We start from the raw sequence: 17,264 nt of genomic DNA, 5'->3' as shown, positions 1-17,264 counted from the left end.
AAAAGTGTCAAATGGAAAAACACTCGTTTTAAGATGTTTTCTCGCGCGCGCGAAACCTCGGAACGGAAAATGCGCCGCCTACGCACGTTCTTGCGGCGGCTGGGTGATTCCCGTTTAGTGTTCGGTGGGGAAACGCAGGGGAAGCCAGTTCCGTGACGGTCGTTTTGAAGAAGCCTCAAAAGTCCGCTCGAAAGCCGAAGGGCGACGGGCACCTGCGGCGGGGCGAGATCCTTGAGGCCGCCGAGAAGATTTTCATCGCCGAAGGTTATTCCGGCGCCACGATCCGCAAGATCGCCGACGCGGTGGGGGTGTCGTCGACGGCGCTCTACATGCACTTCCGCGACAAGGACCAGATCCTGATGGAGATCAGCAACGACGCCATCGAGCGTCTGCTGGCCCTGAACACCCAGATCGCGGCCCAGCCGGTCGATCCGGTCGCGCGGGTGCGGCTGATGCTGGAGGCGTACATGACGTTCGCCCTCGATAACCCCAACACCTACCAGCTGGTCTTCTGCAGCACCGGCGAACACATCTCGCAGGACAAGATCTCCGACCTGCTGTCGCTGGGCGATCGCTGCTTCGAGAAGTTCAGCGAGCCGGTGCACCAGATCGCCGCCCAAGGCCGTCTACGCTCGGGTTCGGCGGTCGAGGCGGCCGAGGTGCTGTGGGCCGGCTGTCATGGCCTGGTGTCGCTGCTGATCACCAAGCCCTCGCGCGGCTGGTCCTCGCTCCGAGGGGCTGATGAAGGTGATGCTGGACGGTCTGCTGCACGGCCTGGTCTCGGACTGATTTGATGCGCGCCGCCAAGGCCTTGTGCGCCCTTGTGGCGGCGCTGGCGCTCGCCCCCGGCGCCGCGCTGGCGGCTCCGCGTGTCATGTCCCTGGATTCCTGCGCCGACCAGTATGTGCTGGCCCTGGCCCCGCGCGACAGCATCGTCGGCCTGTCCTACCGCGCCGTCTCCCGCGACAGCTACATGCGAAACGCGGCCGTCGGTCTGCCTTTGCGGCGCGCCACGTTCGAGAGTCTGGTCGCGGCGCGGCCTCAGGTCGTGGTGCGGCTATGGGGCGGTGACGCCCGGCTTGTTCAGGCGCTCGAGCGCAAGGGCGTGACCACCGTCGTCCTGGACGACGCGGCCGACTTCGACGGCGTCCGCGCCAATGTGCGCAAGGTCGCGACCGCGCTGGATCGCCGCGCGCAGGGCGAGGCGATCGTCGCGCGCATGGACGCCCAGTTGGCCGGCGCGGCGGGGGCGGGGAGGGGCCGGTCGGCGCTCTATCTGACGCCAGGCGGCTTCACGGCGGGCTCGGGGACCCTGATCGACGCCCTGCTCAAAGCGGCCGGATACGCCAACGCGACCTCGACGCCTTACTTCGCGCCGGTGTCGCTGGAGGGATTGGTGATGCGACCGCCGGCGGCGGTGGTGCTGGGACTCTTCGACATGGCCCGAGCCGGGGCCGATCGTTGGGGCCCCGGTCGCCACGCCGCGCTCCAGCGCGCGGTCGCGACCCGCACCGCCGCTTCGCTGCCGGCCTCGGTGGTCGGTTGCCCGGGCTGGTTCGCCGCCGACGGCGCGCGGATGCTGGCGGAAGCGTCGCGATGAGCGTTCTTCGACTATGTCTCCTGATGTTGTTCGTCCTGGCGCTGGCGACGGTCTTGGCCGTGGCTTTGGGCGAGACGCCGATGACCTGGAGCCAGTACGTCCAGGCTCTGATCCAGCCGGGATCGCCGCCCGGCGAGGTGTTGTGGACGATCCGCGCGCCGCGGGCCGCGGTCGCGGCCCTGGTCGGCGCGGCCCTGGGCCTGGCCGGCGCGACCATGCAGGGCCTGCTGCGCAACCCGCTGGCTGATCCGGGCGTGCTGGGGGTCTCGGCGGTCTCCGGCCTGGGGGCGGCGATCGCCATCTCGGCCGGCCTCGCCGTCATTCCCGGCGCGATCGAACTTTCGGCGCTGCTGGGCGCCCTGGTCGCCGGCGTCCTGGTCGTGGCCCTGGCGGCGCGGTTCCGTGAGCCCGAGGCGCTGATCCTGTTCGGCGTGGCGCTATCGGCCTTCGGCGGCGCACTTACGGCGCTGGTCTTCAACCTGTCGCCCTCGCCGGTGGCGATGGCCGAGATCCTGGCCTGGCTGATGGGCTCGGTGCAGAACCGTGACGCGATGGACGCCCTGCGGGCTTTGGTCCCGATGGCGATCGGCGCGGCGCTCTGCCTGCGCGCTGGAAACGGCCTGCGGATGCTGACCCTGGGCGAGGAGGCCGCGCGGATGTCGGCTCTGCCGATGGCGCGACTGCGGGTCTATGCGGTCGCTGGCGCGGCGCTGCTGACCGGCGCGGCCGTCGCGGCGGCGGGCGTGATCGGCTTTGTCGGCCTGGCCGCGCCGCACCTGGTGCGGGCGCTGGTGCGCGACGACCCCAAACGGATCCTGTGGCCCTCGGCCCTGGCCGGAGCGCTGCTGTTGGTCGTCGCTGACCTCGCCGCGCGCCTGATCCCGACCGAACAGGAGCTGAAGCTGGGCGTCGTCACCGCCCTGTTCGGCGCGCCCGCCTTCGGCCTCCTGGCCTGGCGCGCCGCACGGAGCTGGCGGTCATGAGCGCGGTCTGGACGCTGGACGCCGTGACCGCCCGTCACGGGCGCAAGACGGTGCTGGAGGCCGCGAGCCTGGCCATTGCTCCGGGCGAGGTCGTCGGGATCGTCGGTCCGAACGGCGCCGGCAAGACCAGCCTGCTGCGCGCGGGCCTGGGCCTTCTGCCGCTGGCGGCGGGCGAGGCGCTGTTGTCCAGTCGACCCGTGTCCGCGCTGAAGCCCGATGAGCGCGCGCGCCTGGTCGGCTACCTGCCGCAGGAGCGGCGCGCGGCTTGGAACCTGCCGGCGCGCATGATCGCGGCCTTGGGCGCGAGCGATCTTTCGGAACCCGAGGCCGACAGGCTGGCGCGGGCTTGCCTGGCGCGTGTGGGCGCCGGCGAGTTGGTCGATCGCGGCGTCCTCGACATGTCGGGCGGCGAGCGGGCGAGGGTGCTGCTGGCGCGTCTGCTGGCGACCCGCGCGCCGCTGCTGGTCGCCGATGAGCCGGTGGCCGGTCTGGATCCCGACGCCCAGTTGCTGACCCTGGACCTGCTGCGCGCCGAAGCCGCGGGCGGGGCGGCGGTGGTCGTCACGTTGCACGACCTGGGTCTGGCGGGGCGGGCCTGCGATCGGGTAGTCGTCGTCTCGCAGGGCCGCATCGTCGCCGAAGGCGCGCCGCGCGAAGCTCTTTCGCCCGAGGTTCTGGCGGGGGTGTTCGGCCTCAACGGCGAACTGGTGGAGACGCCGGCAGGTCTGGTTCTGGCTGCGCGACGAGCCTAGGTCGGCGTTAAGGCTGCGCCGCCACGGTCTCGGCCGAGGCCACCGCCGCGTTGTAGCTGTAGCCGCCGCGCTTGAGCTCGCTGGAGAGCGTCAAGGGCGTGACGCCGCCGTTCAGCCGGGCGCGATAGACCATGGTCGTCTCCAGGGTCCGCATCACGTAGTTGCGGGTCTCGGAGAAGGGGATGCACTCGATGAAGTCGAGCGGGTCGGTCATGGCGCCGCGCGGGTCGCCGCACTGGTTCACCCAGCGTGCGGGCCGGCCCGGGCCGGCGTTGTAGGCGGCGGCGGCCATGATGTACGAGCCGCTGAAATTGTTGACCATTTGGCCCAGGTAAACCGAGCCTAGGCGCATGTTGTAGGACGCGTCGGACAGGCGATCGACCGAGTGGTCCTCGCCCAGCTTACGCGCCACCAGCGAGGCCGTGGCCGGCATCAACTGCATCATGCCGCGCGCGCCGACGCCGGAGCGGGCCTCGGGATCGAAATTGCTCTCCTGGCGCGAGATCGAATAGACGAACGCCGTCTCGGCCGCGCCGGGGACCGGTGTGAAGTGGTGGTCCAGCAGCGGATAGCCCCGCTCGGCGAGAATAATGCCCTTCTGGGCGGCGGCGCGGACCGCGCGCATGGCCAGGTCCTGATCGCCATAGCCGCGCGCCATGTCGACCAGCAGGGCGGTCTCCTGGGCGTCGGGCAGGACGTCGTCGATATAGAGCATCAGGCTGCGGAACTGGTCGCGCGCGCCGATGTCGGCGAGGATCCGCGCGGCGCGGACCTGCTCGCGGCTGTAGAAGCGGGCGCGATCGGCGGCGGTGATCACCGGATCGCGCTCAAGGCGAAGCTCCCGGAGTCCAGCCTTCTCGGCGGAGAGCTGGCCATAGAAGGTGGTGATGTAGCGCGCGCCCTCGAAATAGAAGGCCTGGGCCGCGATCGGGTCGCCCTGCGCCTCGGCGGCGCGGCCTTGCCAATAGAGCGCTCTGCCCTTGGTGATCGGCGAGGCGCCGACGGCGGCGATCTGGGCGAAGTGGGCCGCGGCGGCGTCGGGGTTCCTCAGCCTCGAGAGCGCGATCCAGCCGGCGAAGAACTCCGACTCGGCGATCTCGGTGGGCGTCAGGGCGCGCGTGTTGCTGGCGGCGGCGTACGCGCCGGCGTTGTCGCCGGACTGCAGCGCCGCGACGACCAGTTGCTTGCGCTCCTTCCAGATCGTCGCCGAGGCCTCTTCCGTCGGTGGCGCGGGGAAGTTCGCCACCATCGGCAGGGCCAGGGTCTCCATGCCCTTGCGGCGCAGATAGGCGGCGCGCTCGAACACCACGCCCGGCGAGTCCTGCAAGTCCGGCGTCAGGTTATTGTAGAGGTCGTTGGCGTTGGCCGCGCTCTGACGATAGGCCATGCGCGTGCGGGCGGCGGCCTGTTGCGTCTCCGACAGCATCGAAACGATCTCGCGCGCGGCGGGGCCCTGCTGGCCGTACAGCAGGATGTCGGCGCGGCGGACATAGTCGTCGGGCGTGAGCAGGGCGCCGAAGCGCGCGATCATCGCGCGCTGGGCGTCGGCCTCGAACACCGTGTCGCGGAAGGTGCGGCGGATCAGGTCCGTCGCGGCCTGCTGGCGGCCGGTCGCCTGCAGGGCGCTGGCCAGGGTCATGACGCCTTCCGCCGTCGCCGGCTGGGCGCCGCCGAACCAGGCGACGATACGCGCGGGATCCAGGCCCGAGGTCGCCAAGGCGCGCTCGGTCGCGGCGTCGCGCCGCGCGCCGCGCGGCCAGCCGACCAGCTCGCGGCGGGCCGAGTCGAGATCATAGAAGCCCAGCGCCTCGGCGTTGCTGTCGACCAAGGCCCAGAGGGCGATCTTGCGGGCCACGGGATCGCTCAGGCTGGCCATGGCCGCGCGCGTTCCGGAGACATCACCGCGCTTGGCGGAGGACAGAGCCGTCCGCAGGTTGGCGGCGTCGGTGTCGGAGACGGAGCTCGCGCCCGCGCTGATCGACGAGCTGACGAGATCGGGCGCGGCCGTCTGAGCGTCCGCGACGCCGCAAACGGCGACAATGCAGGCCCCTCCGAGCATGACACGGCGCAGAACTGAAGCCAAAACGCACTCCTCAACCAGGCTCCGGACGAGAGCCTCGACCACGCCGCAGCCGGATACGCGCTGGCGACAGGGGTCTCTTCGAATCGCAAATCCGGGTCCGAAACAAGATCAGGCCGGATTATGTTTAAAGGAGGGTTGGCGGGACTTGACCCGAGGGCCTGGTCCGATCAAACCGCTCCAGCCTCGACGCGCCCGGGTTGCGGGACGGCGGGGCAGGGACATATTGTCCGCCTCCTTCGTCCTGCCGCAACCGACGCGGCGCCATTCTCACGGCAATTTGCAAGTCATGGTCCATTCCCCGTTCAAGGGCGTCATTCCTGCCCTCGTCACGCCGTTCAAGGACGGGGAGGTCGACGAGAAAGCCTTCATGGCGCTGGTGGAGCGTCAGATCGCGGGCGGCGTCCACGGCCTGGTGCCGGTCGGCACCACCGGCGAGACCTCGACCCTGTCGCACGAAGAGCACCGCCGCGTCGTCGAGCTGTGTGTGAAGACCGCCGCCGGCCGCGTGCCGGTGATCGCCGGCGCCGGCAGCAACTCGACCGACGAGGCCATCGAGCTGGCCCAGCACGCCAAGGCCATCGGCGCCGACGCGGCGCTGGTCGTGACGCCCTATTACAATCGTCCGAGCCAGGAAGGCCTCTATCGCCACTACGAGGCGATCAACAACGCCGTCCAGCTGCCGATCTTCGTCTACAACGTGCCCGGCCGCTCGGGCGTCGACATCAGCAACGAGACCCTGGCGCGCCTGTCCAAGCTGCCCAACATCGTCGGCATCAAGGACGCCACCGGCGATCTGACCCGCATCAGCATGCAGCGCCTGATGTGCGGCGAGGACTGGGTGATGCTGTCGGGCGATGATCCGACCGCGCTCGGCTACATGGCCCATGGCGGCCACGGCGTGATCTCGGTCACCGCCAATGTCGCGCCCGAGGCCTGCTCGGCCTTCATGAACGCCTGCCTGCAGGGTCAGTGGGAGACTGGGCTCTACTGGCAGGACCGCCTGGTGCGCCTGCACAAGGCCTTGTTCCTGGATTCCTCGCCGGCCCCGACCAAGTTCGCGCTCTCGCACCTGGGTCTGTGCACGGAAGACGTCCGCCTGCCGATCACGCCCTGCGCCGAGGCGGTGCGTCCGACGATCCTGGACGCCATGCGCGAGGCGGGTTTCTGACGATGGTCAAGCCGATCGCGGAAAATCGGCGGGCGCGCTACGACTACTTCATCGAGGAGACGTTCGAGGCGGGCATCATGCTGACCGGCACCGAGGTGAAGAGCCTGCGGACCGGACGGGCGAACATCGCTGAGTCCTACGCCTCGGTCGAAGGGCGCGAGATCGTGCTGATCAACGCCGACATTCCGCCCTACGGCCACGCCAACCGCTTCAACCACGAGCCGCGCCGCCACCGGAAGCTGCTGCTGCATCGCAAGCAGATCGACAAGCTGATCGGCGCGGTGCAGCGCGAGGGCCGCACCCTCATTCCGATCAAGCTGTATTGGAACGAGAAGGGCCTGGCGAAGCTGGAAGTCGGCCTCGCCAAGGGCAAGAAGCTGCATGACAAGCGCGAGACCGAGGCCAATCGCGATTGGCAGCGCGACAAGGCGCGACTGATGAAGGGCGACCGCGGCGATTAGACGCCGTTGGCGCTGTTCTTAGGCTTTTCTTGCTCAGCTCAGTCCGAACATCATCAGGAAGCCGAGCGTCATGCCGAGGCAGAAGCCGGCGACGCTGGCGATGAGATATCGGCGGACATCCGCGCGGACGTCAGTTCGCGTCTGAGCCATATGAAATCCCGTTTTCCACGCCCTCTTTGGCGTGACGAATCAATCCCTGATTCAGTCTTAGCGTGACTTGAGGCTGATCAACCTAGGTCAGTGCGGGGCCGCGACGATTGTTCGCAGCATAGCCGCGAGAAACGTCGACGAGGGGGCTCGATCGGGCGGCGTGTGCCTGGAGAAATTTCAGGTCTGTCAACGCTGTCAAATGCTCATCGAGCATCGATTACTTCGGCGATTGACTAGCCATTCTCCATGGCGAGCAGGGCGAAGGTCGCCAGCCAATGTTCGCCCATATAATCGCCCGAGATGTGCGGGATCGCCGCGGCCAAATGACTCAGCGCCGCGTTGATCGCGTGGGGTTTTGCAGGGTCGGCCTCAGACATCGCGCCGGCCAGGGTGCGCCAACACCAGGCGCGCGAGAGGTTCAAGCCGTCGAGGTGGGCGATCTTGCCGTCGGTGCGGTCGGCGACCCGGGCGGGCGTGAACAGCGTCGCCGGCTGCTTGCGCGCAAGATCGGGCAGGAAGCGCGGAAACCACAGCTCGAAGCGCTCTTGCGGCAGCAGCCGGCGCATGGCCTCGGCCTCGATGAGGGCGGGAGACAGGAAGTCGTCGCCGGACGGCTCCCAAGCCTGGCAGGCGGCGTCCTCGCCATACCAGACCAGGGCGCGGTTGCGCATGAGCTCATAGAACGCCTGATCACCCGTCATCTCGGCGTACTCGTAGGCCAGCACCAGGGCGAAGGCGGTGTTGTAGTGGGTCCCGGCGCGGACCGGATAGTCGGCGACTGGCAGGAACGCCTCGAAGCGAGCCTTGAACGCCAGGGCCAAGGGCGCGTGCGCGGCCGCCCACGGGCGGTCGTGGCGAAGCAGCTCGGCCTGCAGCATCAGGCTCCAGGCCCAGCCGTAGGGGCGTTCGAAGCCCCGGCTCTCCGGGCGCGCCAGATAGGCGACCTCGCCGGCGACCTTCTCCTCGGTGAAGGCGTCGTCGAACAGGGCGATGATGGTCTCGGCCTCGGGCATCTCGGGGCGCAGGCGCAGCAAGGTCGCCAGCAGCCAGTATCCGTGCACGCACGAATGCCAGTCGAAGCTGCCGAAGAAGATCGGATGCAGCTCGCGCGGGGAGCGGACGTCCTCCGGCCCGGCCATGACGTGATCCAGCTTGTTCGGATACTCGCGGGTCAGATGCCCGAGCGCGATCTTGGCGAAGCGCGTGGCCGTGGAGCGGGCGAGGCTCATGGGCGGCGGCCGATCTCAGGCATGGAAGGCGAGGGCGTTCATCAGGATCACATTGACGATCAGCATCAGGATCGCGGTCGGCGCCTGGGCGCGGATCACGGCGTAGCGGTCCTTCAACTGCAACAGCGCGGCCGGCACAAGGTTGAAGTTGGCCGCCAGCGGCGTCAGCAGGGTTCCGCAGAACCCCGACAGCATGCCGATGGCGCAGACCACGGCCGGGTCGCCGCCGAAGCGGCCGATCACCAGGGGCAGGGCGATGCCGCCGGTCATCACCGGGAAGGCGGCGAAGGCGTTGCCCATCATGATCGTGAAAACCGCCATGCCCAGGCAATAGGCGGCGACGGCGGCGAAGCGGCTGTCGGCGGGCGTGACCATCACCGCGATCTCGCCGATCGTCTTGCCCACCCCCGCCAGGGCGAAGACCGCGCCCAGCGCCGCCAGCATCTGCGGCAGCAGGGCGGCCCAGCCGACCAGGTCCATCAGCCTGCGACCTTCCTGCACGGCCGAGACGGCCGGCTGACGGAACATCACTTGCGCCAGGACGGCCGCGACCAGCGCGGCCAGGGCCAGCGAGATCAGCGTCGCCTGCTTGGGATCGACCAGCGGCGCGCCATTGAGGGTCAGGCGCTTGAAGGCCAGGGAGCCGGCCAGGACCAGCACGGGAATGACCAGGGCGGGAATGAACAGGCGCGCGCCGTACCGCGCCGCCAGCGTCTCGCGGTCCTCGGGCGAGGTGGTGCGGGGGACCCCGACGCCCAGCTGGCCCGCCCCCGCGATCAGCGCGAGCGCCAGCGCCAGCAGGCCGTTGCCGAGGTCGCCCAGGTGGTCGCCGGCCAGGAAGCTCAGCGCGAACAGACCCCAGAAGGCGGCGTTGCCCAGGCGCTTGTTGTTTTCGCGGTCGGCGAGGCTGAGGCCCGCGAAGGCGGCGAACATCAGCCCCGCCAGCAGATAGACGAGCGGCAGGCCGATCACGCCGCGTCCTCCGCCTGGGGCTTCAGCGTCCGGTCGAACAGCAGAAGGCGCGCCCCGTGGATCAGGAAGGCGGCGATGGCGGTCGGGATCGCCCAGACCGACAGCGCCAGCGGTTCGACCGTGATCCCGCTCTGATCCAGGAAGCCGACGATCAGCAGGATCGAGCCGATGGCCAGGAAGATGTCCTCGCCGAAGAACAGGCCGACATTGTCGGTCGCCGCGCTCATGGCCCGCACGCGCTGGCGGTCATCGTCCGAAAGCGGCTCGGCCGCGGCCTCGGCCATCGGCGCCAGCAGCGGGCGGACGGTCTGGGCCTGACCGGCCACCTGGGTGAGACCCAGCGCCGCCGCGATCTGGCGCAGGGCCAGATAGGCCAGCAGGATCCGGCCCGCGGTCGCGGCGCGCAGGCTCTGGATCGTCCGCCGCGCCTGCTCGCGTAGTCCAGCGCGCTCCAGCACCCCGATGGCGGGCAGGACCAGCCAGGCGACGCTGACATAGCGGTTGGTGTTGAAGGCCTTGCCGAAGGCGGCCAGAACCTCGACCGGCGTCAAGCCGGCGGCCAGGCCCGAGGCCAAGGCGGCGGCGATCACGACCAGCAGCGGATTGAAGCGCAGAGCAAAGCCCAGCACGATCACCGCCACGCCCAAAAGGGTCAGCATCCCCCGACGACTCCCCGTGTTCGCGGCGAACGTCCGACGACGCGGCGAGACTGGCAAGACAATAGCGCCAAACCTCATTCGCGAGGTTGGACTTGACGCCCCGGCGCCTCGGCGCGACGCTCAAGTCAACAACGATAACCTACGGGAGGCACCCATGGCCGACGGCTCTCTGCCGATTACATCCCTGAAGGGCAAGGTCAGCGACGCCGAATGGCAGGCGCGCGTGGATCTGGCGGCGCTCTACCGCCTGGTCGCCCTGCACGGCTGGGACGACATGATCTTCACCCACATCTCGGCCCGCATCCCGGGACCCGAGCACCATTTCCTGATCAACCCGTATGGCATGTTCTTCGGCGAGATGACCGCCTCGTGCCTGGTGAAGGTCGATCTCGACGGAAACGTCATCGACAAGACGCCGTACTACATCAATCCGGCGGGCTTCACGATCCACTCGGCCGTCCACGCCGCGCGCGAAGACGCCCACTACGTGATGCATTTGCACTCAGATCAGGGCGTTGCTGTCTCCGCGCACCGCGAAGGGCTGCTGCCGTTGACGCAACACGCATTGATCGTCTTGCCCCAACTCGCCTATCACGACTATGAAGGAATCGCGCTCAACTTGGACGAGCGGGAACGGCTGGTGGCCGACCTGGGCGACAAGAAGCTGATGATGCTGCGCAACCACGGCACCCTGTCCGTGGGCGCCAGCGCGGCCGAGTGCTGGTTGGGGATGTTCTTCCTGGAGCGGGCGTGCGCGCAGCAGGTGATGGCTCTGTCGATCGGACGCGACAACGTCCTTCTGGCGCCCGACGGCGCCCAGGAGGAGGTGCGTCGCCAGACCGGCATGGGCATGGGGATGATCGGCGGTCTGGCGTGGCCCGGCTGCCTGAGAAAGCTGGACCGCGAGCTGCCCGGCTACGCGGAGTAGACGCGTCGTCCAAGACGTCCAGGGCCGCCGCGTTCCTTTGGGCCGCGGCGGCTTTGTCTTGTCTGGGCGCGACCAACGCGTCGGCCGGCGCATGGCCCATGGAGCCGGGCCGAACGCAGGCGATCGTCAAGTACGAGCGGACCACGGCGGAACAGGGATACGATCCGAACGCGAACCTGGTCGCGATCGACGGGCGGCGGGACGAGACCCTGTCGGTGTTCGTCGAGCGAGGCCTGACATCGCGCCTGACCTTGCAGGCTAAGGCCGGCGCGACTCGCGGCCATGACCGCTGGGTCTCCTATTCCGGTCGCGGACCGGTCGAGGCGGGGATTCGCTGGGCCGCGCAGCGCGGTCCCCGGTCATCGCTTGCCGTTTATCTGGGCGCCGGCGAGGCGGGCGTCGGCCGAAACGCGGGCTACGCGGCGCCGGGGAAGGGGAGTCTCGATCTTGAGGCGCGCGTCCTCTACGGCCGCTCGGCCGTGTGGCGCGGACGCGAGGCCTTCGTCGACCTGGAGGCCGCGCGCCTCAAGCGTCATGGCCTGGCGGACGAAACCCGGCTGGATGCGACCCTCGGCCTCAGGCCCGCCAAAGCCTGGCTGATCTTGGCTCAGGTCTATGCCGGACAGGCGGATCGCGACGGCCTGGACGCGCGTTGGGTCAAGGGTGAGATCTCGGTGGCGCGGGCGTTCGGCGACTGGAGCGTGCAGGCCGGATGGCGCGATACGGTATCCGGCCGGGAGACCGCTCGGGACCGTGGCGTCGTCCTTGGCTTGTGGCGCCGCTTCTAGCTTGTTTCAGGCTTGCAACAGTCAGTCATCCGCCTGTCACTGGACGCCGCTTTAGGCTGCGGTCATATCTCGCCGCACCTATAACTTCGCCATTCTTGGCGCCCGGAGCCGTTCGTTGATCCGCAGGCACTTCTTTCTCGTCGTGGCCCTGGTCGCCGTCGTTCTGATGCTGGTCGTCGGCGGGGCGAAACTCGCCTTCGGCGGCAAGGAGAAGCAGGGCGCCGGCGGCGGTGGCGGACGCGCCACGCCCGTTTCCCAGCTGGTGGTCGGACAGCGTCTGTTCACGGATCGCATCGAGGTGCTCGGTGTCGCCAAGGGTCGCCAGTCGGTCACCATCACGTCGAACACCGCGGAGCTGATCACCGCCGTCCACTTCTCGGACGGCCAGACCGTGTCGCGTGGCCAGGTTCTGGTCGAGCTGAAGGCTGACCAGGAGAACGCCGGCATTTCCGAGGCGCGCGCCCGCCTGGCCCAGGCCGAGCGTGACTATCAGCGCTGGAAGACCCTGGCGGACAAGGGCATCGCCCCCCGCGCCACCGCCGAGCAATATTTGGCCTCGCTGGAGACGGCGCGGGCGGTGGTCGGCTCGGCCCAGGCGCAAAAGCTGGATCGTGTGATCCGCGCGCCGTTCTCGGGCAAGGTCGGCATCTCCGACATCGCCCCCGGCACGCTGATCAGCCCGGGGACGGCGATCGCCACCCTGGATGACGTCTCGGTGATCCGCGTCGATTTCTCGATTCCCGACCGGTACCTGACGACCCTGCGCATTGGTCTGCCGATCATGGCGCGTCCGGACGCGCTGCCGGGCGAGGCCTTCCAAGGACGAATCGCCCAGATCGACACCCGCATCGACCCGGCGACCCGCGCCATCAAGGCCCGCGCCGAGTTTCCCAATCCCGAAGGCCGGATGCGCCCGGGCATGTTGGTCAAGGTCGCGATCGACCAGGGCGTGAGGACTTCGGTCGCCGTGCCCGAAGCGGCTGTCCAATTCGAAGGAACCCAGGCTTCCGTCTTCCTGATCACCCAGGGACCCAAGGGCCAGATCGCGCGCCGGACCAACGTCGCGACCGGCCTCGATCAAGGCGGCTATGTCGAGATCCAGTCGGGGCTCAAGGTCGGCGACAAGATCGTCGCGGACGGCCTGAACCGCGTCCAGGACGGCGCGCCCGTCGGCGGCGGCCAGGGCAAGCCGGGTAACGGCGGCGAGCGCAAGGCCCGCTGATGATTTCCGACCTCTCCGTCCGTCGTCCGGTCTTCGCCGCCGTCGCGGCGATCATTCTTTGCGTCATCGGCCTGGCCGCCTTCACGGGCCTGCCGATCCGTGAACTGCCGAACGTCGACCCGCCGGTCGTCTCCGTTTCGACCAGCTACCGCGGCGCATCCGCCGAAGTCATCGAAGAGCGCATCACCCAGGTGATCGAGCGCCAGGTGGCGGGTATCCAGGGCATCGACCGGGTGAACTCGTCGTCGCGCGACGGTCGCTCGCAGATCAACATCACCTTCACCTTGGATCGTGACCTCGACGACGCGGCCAACGATGTCCGCGACGCCGTCAGCCGGGTCGCCTCGAACCTGCCCGATCAGGCCGATCCGCCGCAGATCGCCAAGGCCAACGCCGACAGCTCGCCGATCATCATCCTGAACCTGACCTCGTCGACCCTGTCGCCGCTGGAGCTGGCCGACTACGCCGACCGCTATCTGGTCGAGCGGATGTCGACGGTTCCGGGCGTGGCCCAGGCCGGCCTGAACGGTCAGCTCTACGCCATGCGGATCTGGCTCAATCCGGACGCCATGGCCGCGCGCGGCGTGACGGTGGACGACGTCGAGACCGCGCTGAACAGCGAGAACGTCGAGCTCCCGGCCGGTTCGCTGGAGAGCTCCGCCAAGGACTTCACGATCCGCGTCAGCCGCGCCTATTCGAAGCCCGAGGACTTCGTCCAACTGCCGGTGCGCGCCGCCGACGCCAACGGGTTCGTGGTGCGACTGGGCGAGATCGCCCGGGTTGAGGAGGGCGCCGACGAGCGCCGCAAGATCTTCCGGGGCAACGGCCAAAACCAGGTCGGCATCTTCCTGACCCGCCAGTCCCAGGCCAACGACGTGGCCATCTCCAAGGTCGTGGACCAGGAGATCAAGTCGATCAACGAGACGCTGCCGCCCGGCACCCAGCTGATCAAGGCGGTCGACAACTCGATCTTCACCGCCGAGGCGATCCACGAGGTCTGGATCACCATGGGCATCTCGGTGGCCCTGGTCGCCCTGGTGAACCTGCTCTTCCTGGGCAGCTGGCGTTCGGCCCTGATCCCGTCGATCGTCGCCCCGATCTGCATTCTCTCGACCTTCATCGTCCTGGCGCCCCTCGGCTTCTCGCTGAACCTGCTGACGCTGTTGGCCCTGGTGCTGGCGGTCGGCCTGGTGGTCGACGACGCCATCGTCGTGGTCGAGAATATCCAGCGCCGGGTGGACGAGGGCGAGCCCGCGCCCGTCGCGGCCCTGCGCGGCACGCGGCAGGTCTTCTTCGCCGTCGTGGCCACCACCATCGTTCTGATCTCGGTGTTCGCCCCGCTGATGTTCCTGCCGGGCTATACCGGCCGGCTGTTCGTTGAGCTGGCCGTGGCGATCGCCGCCGCCGTCGGCTTCTCGGCGCTGCTGGCCTTCACCCTGTCGCCGATGCTGGCGTCCAAGCTGCTGAAGCCCGCCCATGGCGAAGGCTGGTTGGCGCGCCGCGTCGACTTCGCGATGGACAAGCTGCGCGACAGCTATCGCAACTCGCTGGAGACCTTGCTGGGCGCGCGGGCGGCGGGCTGGGCCACGGGCTTGATGGTGCTGGTTCTGGCGGGCGCGGCGACGGGTCTGTTCATCGCCCTGCCCAAGGAAATGGTGCCGGCCGAGGACCGTGGCCGCGTCGACGTCTCGATCAGCGGTCCGGAAGGCGCGGGCTTCGACTACACCTCCAAGATCGCCGACCAGGTCGAGAAGGAGCTGGCCAAGTACCGCGCCGAGGGCGTGGCCGACCGGACGATCATCGCCGTGCCGCGCTTTGGTCAGAGTCAGTTCAACACCGGCAACGGGGTGCTGGTGCTCAAGGACTGGGGCGAGCGTGACAAGACGGCCGATGAGGTCGCCGCCGAACTGAACAAGACCCTCAGCAAGATCACCGGCGCGCGCGCCGTCGCCTCGGTTCGTGGGGCGTTTCAGCGCGGCGGCGGTGGCGGCGGGGGCACCAATGTCGACCTGATCGCCGTCGGTAACGACTATGTCCAGCTGGCCAAATGGCTTGAGCCGATCCTGGCCGCCGCGCAGGAGAATCCGGGCTTCTCGCGTCCCCGGATCGACTATGAGCCGACATCGCCGCGCCTGTCGGTGCAGATCGATCGCGACAAGGCCGCCAGCCTGGGCGTCTCGACCCAGTCGATCGGCCGCGCGCTCGAGACCATGTTCGGCTCGCGCCGCGCCACCACCTACATCAAGAACGGCCAGGAATACGACGTCATCCTGCAGTCCGAGCTGGAGCAACGCCGCAGCATCGACAATCTCAACCAGCTGCAGGTTCGCACCCAGGCCGGGACCCTGGTGCCGCTGTCGACCGTGGTTACGACGCAGCTCCGGGGCGACACGCCCGACCGTCCGCGCGTGGACCGCCTGCGTTCAGTCACCCTGACGGCCCAACTCGCACCCGGCTTTACGGTCGAGGAGGCCGTGCGCTTCCTGCAGGCTCAGGCCGACGCCCATCCGACGCCCGGGGTCAGCGTCAAATGGGGCGGGCAGGCCAAGGACTATCTGGAAGCCTCCGGCGCGGTCGGCATCGCCTTCGGGTTCGCGCTGCTGCTGGTCTTCCTGGTGCTGGCGGCGCAGTTCGAGAGCTGGATCCACCCGGCCGTCATCATGCTGACCGTGCCCCTGGCGGTGCTGGGCGGCCTGTTCGGGCTCTTGGTGATGGGCTCGACCATCAACACCTACAGCCAGATCGGCCTGATCATCCTGGTGGGCATCGCGGCCAAGAACGGCATCCTGATCGTCGAGTTCGCCAACCAGCTGCGCGACGAAGGCCTGAAGATCCGCGAGGCGGTCATCGAGGCCGCCGCGCTGCGCCTGCGTCCGATCGTCATGACCTCGATCGCCACGGCCATGGGCGCGCTGCCGCTGATGCTGTGGACAGGGGCCGGCGCCGGCAGCCGCCAAACCATCGGTTCGGTCATCTTCATGGGCGCGATCGTCGCCACCCTGCTGACGCTGTTCGTGGTGCCGGTCTTCTACAACCTGCTGGCGCGCTTCACGAAGTCGCCCGAATGGATGGCGCGGCAGATCGAGGAGTACGAGGCCAGGGAAAAGAACGGCGAGGGCGAAAGCACGCCGGCCTAGACCTCTCTGGAGCGCGTCGGCGGAGACCTCCCCCGGCGCGCTCGCCCGCTAGGACTTTAAGGGTCTTTCCTCGACGGGCGATCGACCTCGAGCAATTCGAGACGCCAGAACAGACCCTCGCGCAGCGTGTAGCGGTGCCGGACCATCAGATCCGACCAGAGCTTGCCCGCCAGATTCCAGACGACCTGATTGGCCAGGACGACGATGCGGCCCTCGTCGTCGATCTCCGCCTTGACCGGCGCCATCTCGACCCGAAGTCCGCGATCGTTGTAGGCCCAGTACTCACGGACCGCCTCGGGGTTGGTGAGCGTTCCTCCGCGCGTCACATCCGGCCACTCCAGAGTGGGGTGGACCAGGGCGCGGAACGCCTCGAAGTCACGCCGCTGGTTGGCGTCGTAGAGGCGCTCGACCCGCGCCTGGATGTCGGGTGGAGCGGGTCTCACAGCTATGGCGCCGGTTTGTAGCCCGTTTCGACCTTCAGATAGGCGATCAGGTCGATCCGATCCTTCGGGTTCTTGAGGCCGGCGAAGGTCATCTTGGTGCCCGGCATGAAGCCGCGCGGATCGGCCAGCCACTTGTCCAGGTGCTCGGCGTCCCAGGTGAAGCCGGCCGCCTTCACGACGTCGGAATAGCTGTAGCCCGCCTTGGCGCCCGCCTTTCGGCCGAAGACGCCATAGAGGTTGGGGCCGGTCAGGTCCGGACCGCCTTCGGTGATCGTATGGCACGAGCGGCAAAGCGCGAACTTGCTCTGGCCGTTGGCGAGGTCGCCGGTGTTGTACGGGGCGGGCAGGGCGGCCAGGGCCGCGGCCTTTTCGACGTCGGTGGGGGCGGCGGCCGCGGGCGCCGAGGCCGGCGCATCCGCCGGCGCCTCCGAGGAGCTCCCGCCATCCTTCGAGCAGGCGACGAGGGCGACGGCGAGCGCGGCGAAGGCGGTCAGTTTCAGCGTGCGCATAAGGGTTCCCGGCTGACGTTTCGTCGCGGGCTCTGCGACGCCGCGACGCATTCCAAAACCTTATAAAATCTGGGCCCCGGCCTTGTCACCTAACAAGGGTCCCTAACGGTCAAGCCTGCGACAATTGGCGATATCTATGTGATTCTCTAAGCGAAAAGTGAAATCGCAAACCGTGGGTTC

Annotated in this window: 15 protein-coding genes and 1 pseudogene; 10 read left to right on the top strand and 6 right to left on the bottom strand. The window is 68.5% G+C overall.

The annotated features are described in order from the left end of the window. The first annotated feature begins 152 nt into the window (after window positions 1-152). From CSEG_RS13485 to CSEG_RS13470, 4 genes and pseudogenes are all read left to right on the top strand, one after another. Window positions 153-789: pseudogene (locus CSEG_RS13485) on the top strand (TetR/AcrR family transcriptional regulator). 4 nt (window positions 790-793) lie between these two features. Continuing rightward, the gene (locus CSEG_RS13480; protein WP_013079791.1) at window positions 794-1,600 is read left to right on the top strand and encodes an ABC transporter substrate-binding protein; all 807 of its coding nucleotides are present in this window, start codon (window positions 794-796) and stop codon (window positions 1,598-1,600) included. Beyond that, window positions 1,543-2,583 carry a FecCD family ABC transporter permease gene (locus CSEG_RS13475; RefSeq protein WP_041538306.1) on the top strand — a complete coding sequence of 347 codons (1,041 nt, stop codon included), beginning with the start codon at window positions 1,543-1,545 and terminating at the stop codon, window positions 2,581-2,583. Before CSEG_RS13480 ends, CSEG_RS13475 begins: the two co-directional genes overlap by 58 nt. Beyond that, window positions 2,580-3,335, top strand: a complete 756-nt coding sequence (locus CSEG_RS13470) for an ABC transporter ATP-binding protein (RefSeq protein WP_013079789.1) — start codon at window positions 2,580-2,582, stop codon at window positions 3,333-3,335. Before CSEG_RS13475 ends, CSEG_RS13470 begins: the two co-directional genes overlap by 4 nt. Before the next feature lie 7 nt (window positions 3,336-3,342). Here the strand turns inward: CSEG_RS13470 and CSEG_RS13465 are convergent, their stop codons facing one another. Continuing rightward, entirely contained in the window at window positions 3,343-5,394 is a 2,052-nt protein-coding gene (locus tag CSEG_RS13465) for a lytic transglycosylase domain-containing protein (protein WP_013079788.1), read from the bottom strand. A 310-nt stretch (window positions 5,395-5,704) separates the two neighbouring features. On the opposite strand from CSEG_RS13465, the gene dapA reads away from it, so the two are divergent. Beyond that, on the top strand, window positions 5,705-6,586 hold the full coding sequence (dapA, locus tag CSEG_RS13460; protein WP_013079787.1) for a 4-hydroxy-tetrahydrodipicolinate synthase: 882 nt from the start codon (window positions 5,705-5,707) through the stop codon (window positions 6,584-6,586). Between the two features lie 2 nt (window positions 6,587-6,588). After that, complete coding sequence (gene smpB / locus CSEG_RS13455; protein ID WP_013079786.1) at window positions 6,589-7,047, top strand: SsrA-binding protein SmpB; 459 nt, start codon at window positions 6,589-6,591, stop codon at window positions 7,045-7,047. A 383-nt stretch (window positions 7,048-7,430) separates the two neighbouring features. Here the strand turns inward: smpB and CSEG_RS13450 are convergent, their stop codons facing one another. From CSEG_RS13450 to CSEG_RS13440, 3 genes are read right to left on the bottom strand one after another with little or no spacing between them, the layout of a single operon-like run. After that, window positions 7,431-8,426: a DUF2891 domain-containing protein gene (locus CSEG_RS13450; protein WP_013079784.1), complete on the bottom strand. Its 996-nt coding sequence runs from the start codon at window positions 8,424-8,426 to the stop codon at window positions 7,431-7,433. 15 nt (window positions 8,427-8,441) lie between these two features. After that, window positions 8,442-9,398 (bottom strand): DUF979 domain-containing protein, encoded by a 957-nt coding sequence (locus CSEG_RS13445; RefSeq protein ID WP_013079783.1) that lies wholly within the window; start codon window positions 9,396-9,398, stop codon window positions 8,442-8,444. Beyond that, entirely contained in the window at window positions 9,395-10,057 is a 663-nt protein-coding gene (locus tag CSEG_RS13440; RefSeq protein WP_013079782.1) for a DUF969 domain-containing protein, read from the bottom strand. The genes CSEG_RS13445 and CSEG_RS13440 overlap by 4 nt, the downstream gene beginning before the upstream one ends. Before the next feature lie 154 nt (window positions 10,058-10,211). Between CSEG_RS13440 and CSEG_RS13435 the strand changes: the two genes are divergently transcribed. The 4 genes from CSEG_RS13435 (at window position 10,212) to CSEG_RS13420 (ending at window position 16,132) form a co-directional block, all read left to right on the top strand. Then, window positions 10,212-10,985 carry a class II aldolase/adducin family protein gene (locus tag CSEG_RS13435; protein WP_013079781.1) on the top strand — a complete coding sequence of 258 codons (774 nt, stop codon included), beginning with the start codon at window positions 10,212-10,214 and terminating at the stop codon, window positions 10,983-10,985. Between the two features lie 98 nt (window positions 10,986-11,083). Continuing rightward, window positions 11,084-11,773, top strand: coding sequence for a hypothetical protein (locus CSEG_RS13430; protein WP_013079780.1), 690 nt, complete (start codon window positions 11,084-11,086; stop codon window positions 11,771-11,773). A 115-nt stretch (window positions 11,774-11,888) separates the two neighbouring features. Continuing rightward, entirely contained in the window at window positions 11,889-12,995 is a 1,107-nt protein-coding gene (locus CSEG_RS13425; protein ID WP_013079779.1) for an efflux RND transporter periplasmic adaptor subunit, read from the top strand. Next, window positions 12,995-16,132, top strand: a complete 3,138-nt coding sequence (locus tag CSEG_RS13420; RefSeq protein ID WP_013079778.1) for an efflux RND transporter permease subunit — start codon at window positions 12,995-12,997, stop codon at window positions 16,130-16,132. The genes CSEG_RS13425 and CSEG_RS13420 overlap by 1 nt, the downstream gene beginning before the upstream one ends. A 56-nt stretch (window positions 16,133-16,188) precedes the next feature. On the opposite strand, the gene CSEG_RS13415 is transcribed toward CSEG_RS13420, so the two are convergent. Both CSEG_RS13415 and CSEG_RS13410 read right to left on the bottom strand, forming a co-directional pair. After that, window positions 16,189-16,575: a nuclear transport factor 2 family protein gene (locus CSEG_RS13415; protein ID WP_013079777.1), complete on the bottom strand. Its 387-nt coding sequence runs from the start codon at window positions 16,573-16,575 to the stop codon at window positions 16,189-16,191. 2 nt (window positions 16,576-16,577) lie between these two features. Next, on the bottom strand, window positions 16,578-17,084 hold the full coding sequence (locus CSEG_RS13410) for a c-type cytochrome (protein WP_013079776.1): 507 nt from the start codon (window positions 17,082-17,084) through the stop codon (window positions 16,578-16,580). Window positions 17,085-17,264 lie beyond the last annotated feature (180 nt).

The organism is Caulobacter segnis ATCC 21756 (genome assembly GCF_000092285.1).
Taxonomy (GTDB): domain Bacteria; phylum Pseudomonadota; class Alphaproteobacteria; order Caulobacterales; family Caulobacteraceae; genus Caulobacter; species Caulobacter segnis.
Note: the sequence above shows the minus strand (reverse complement) of the source record. Positions and strands in the feature narration are given on the sequence as shown.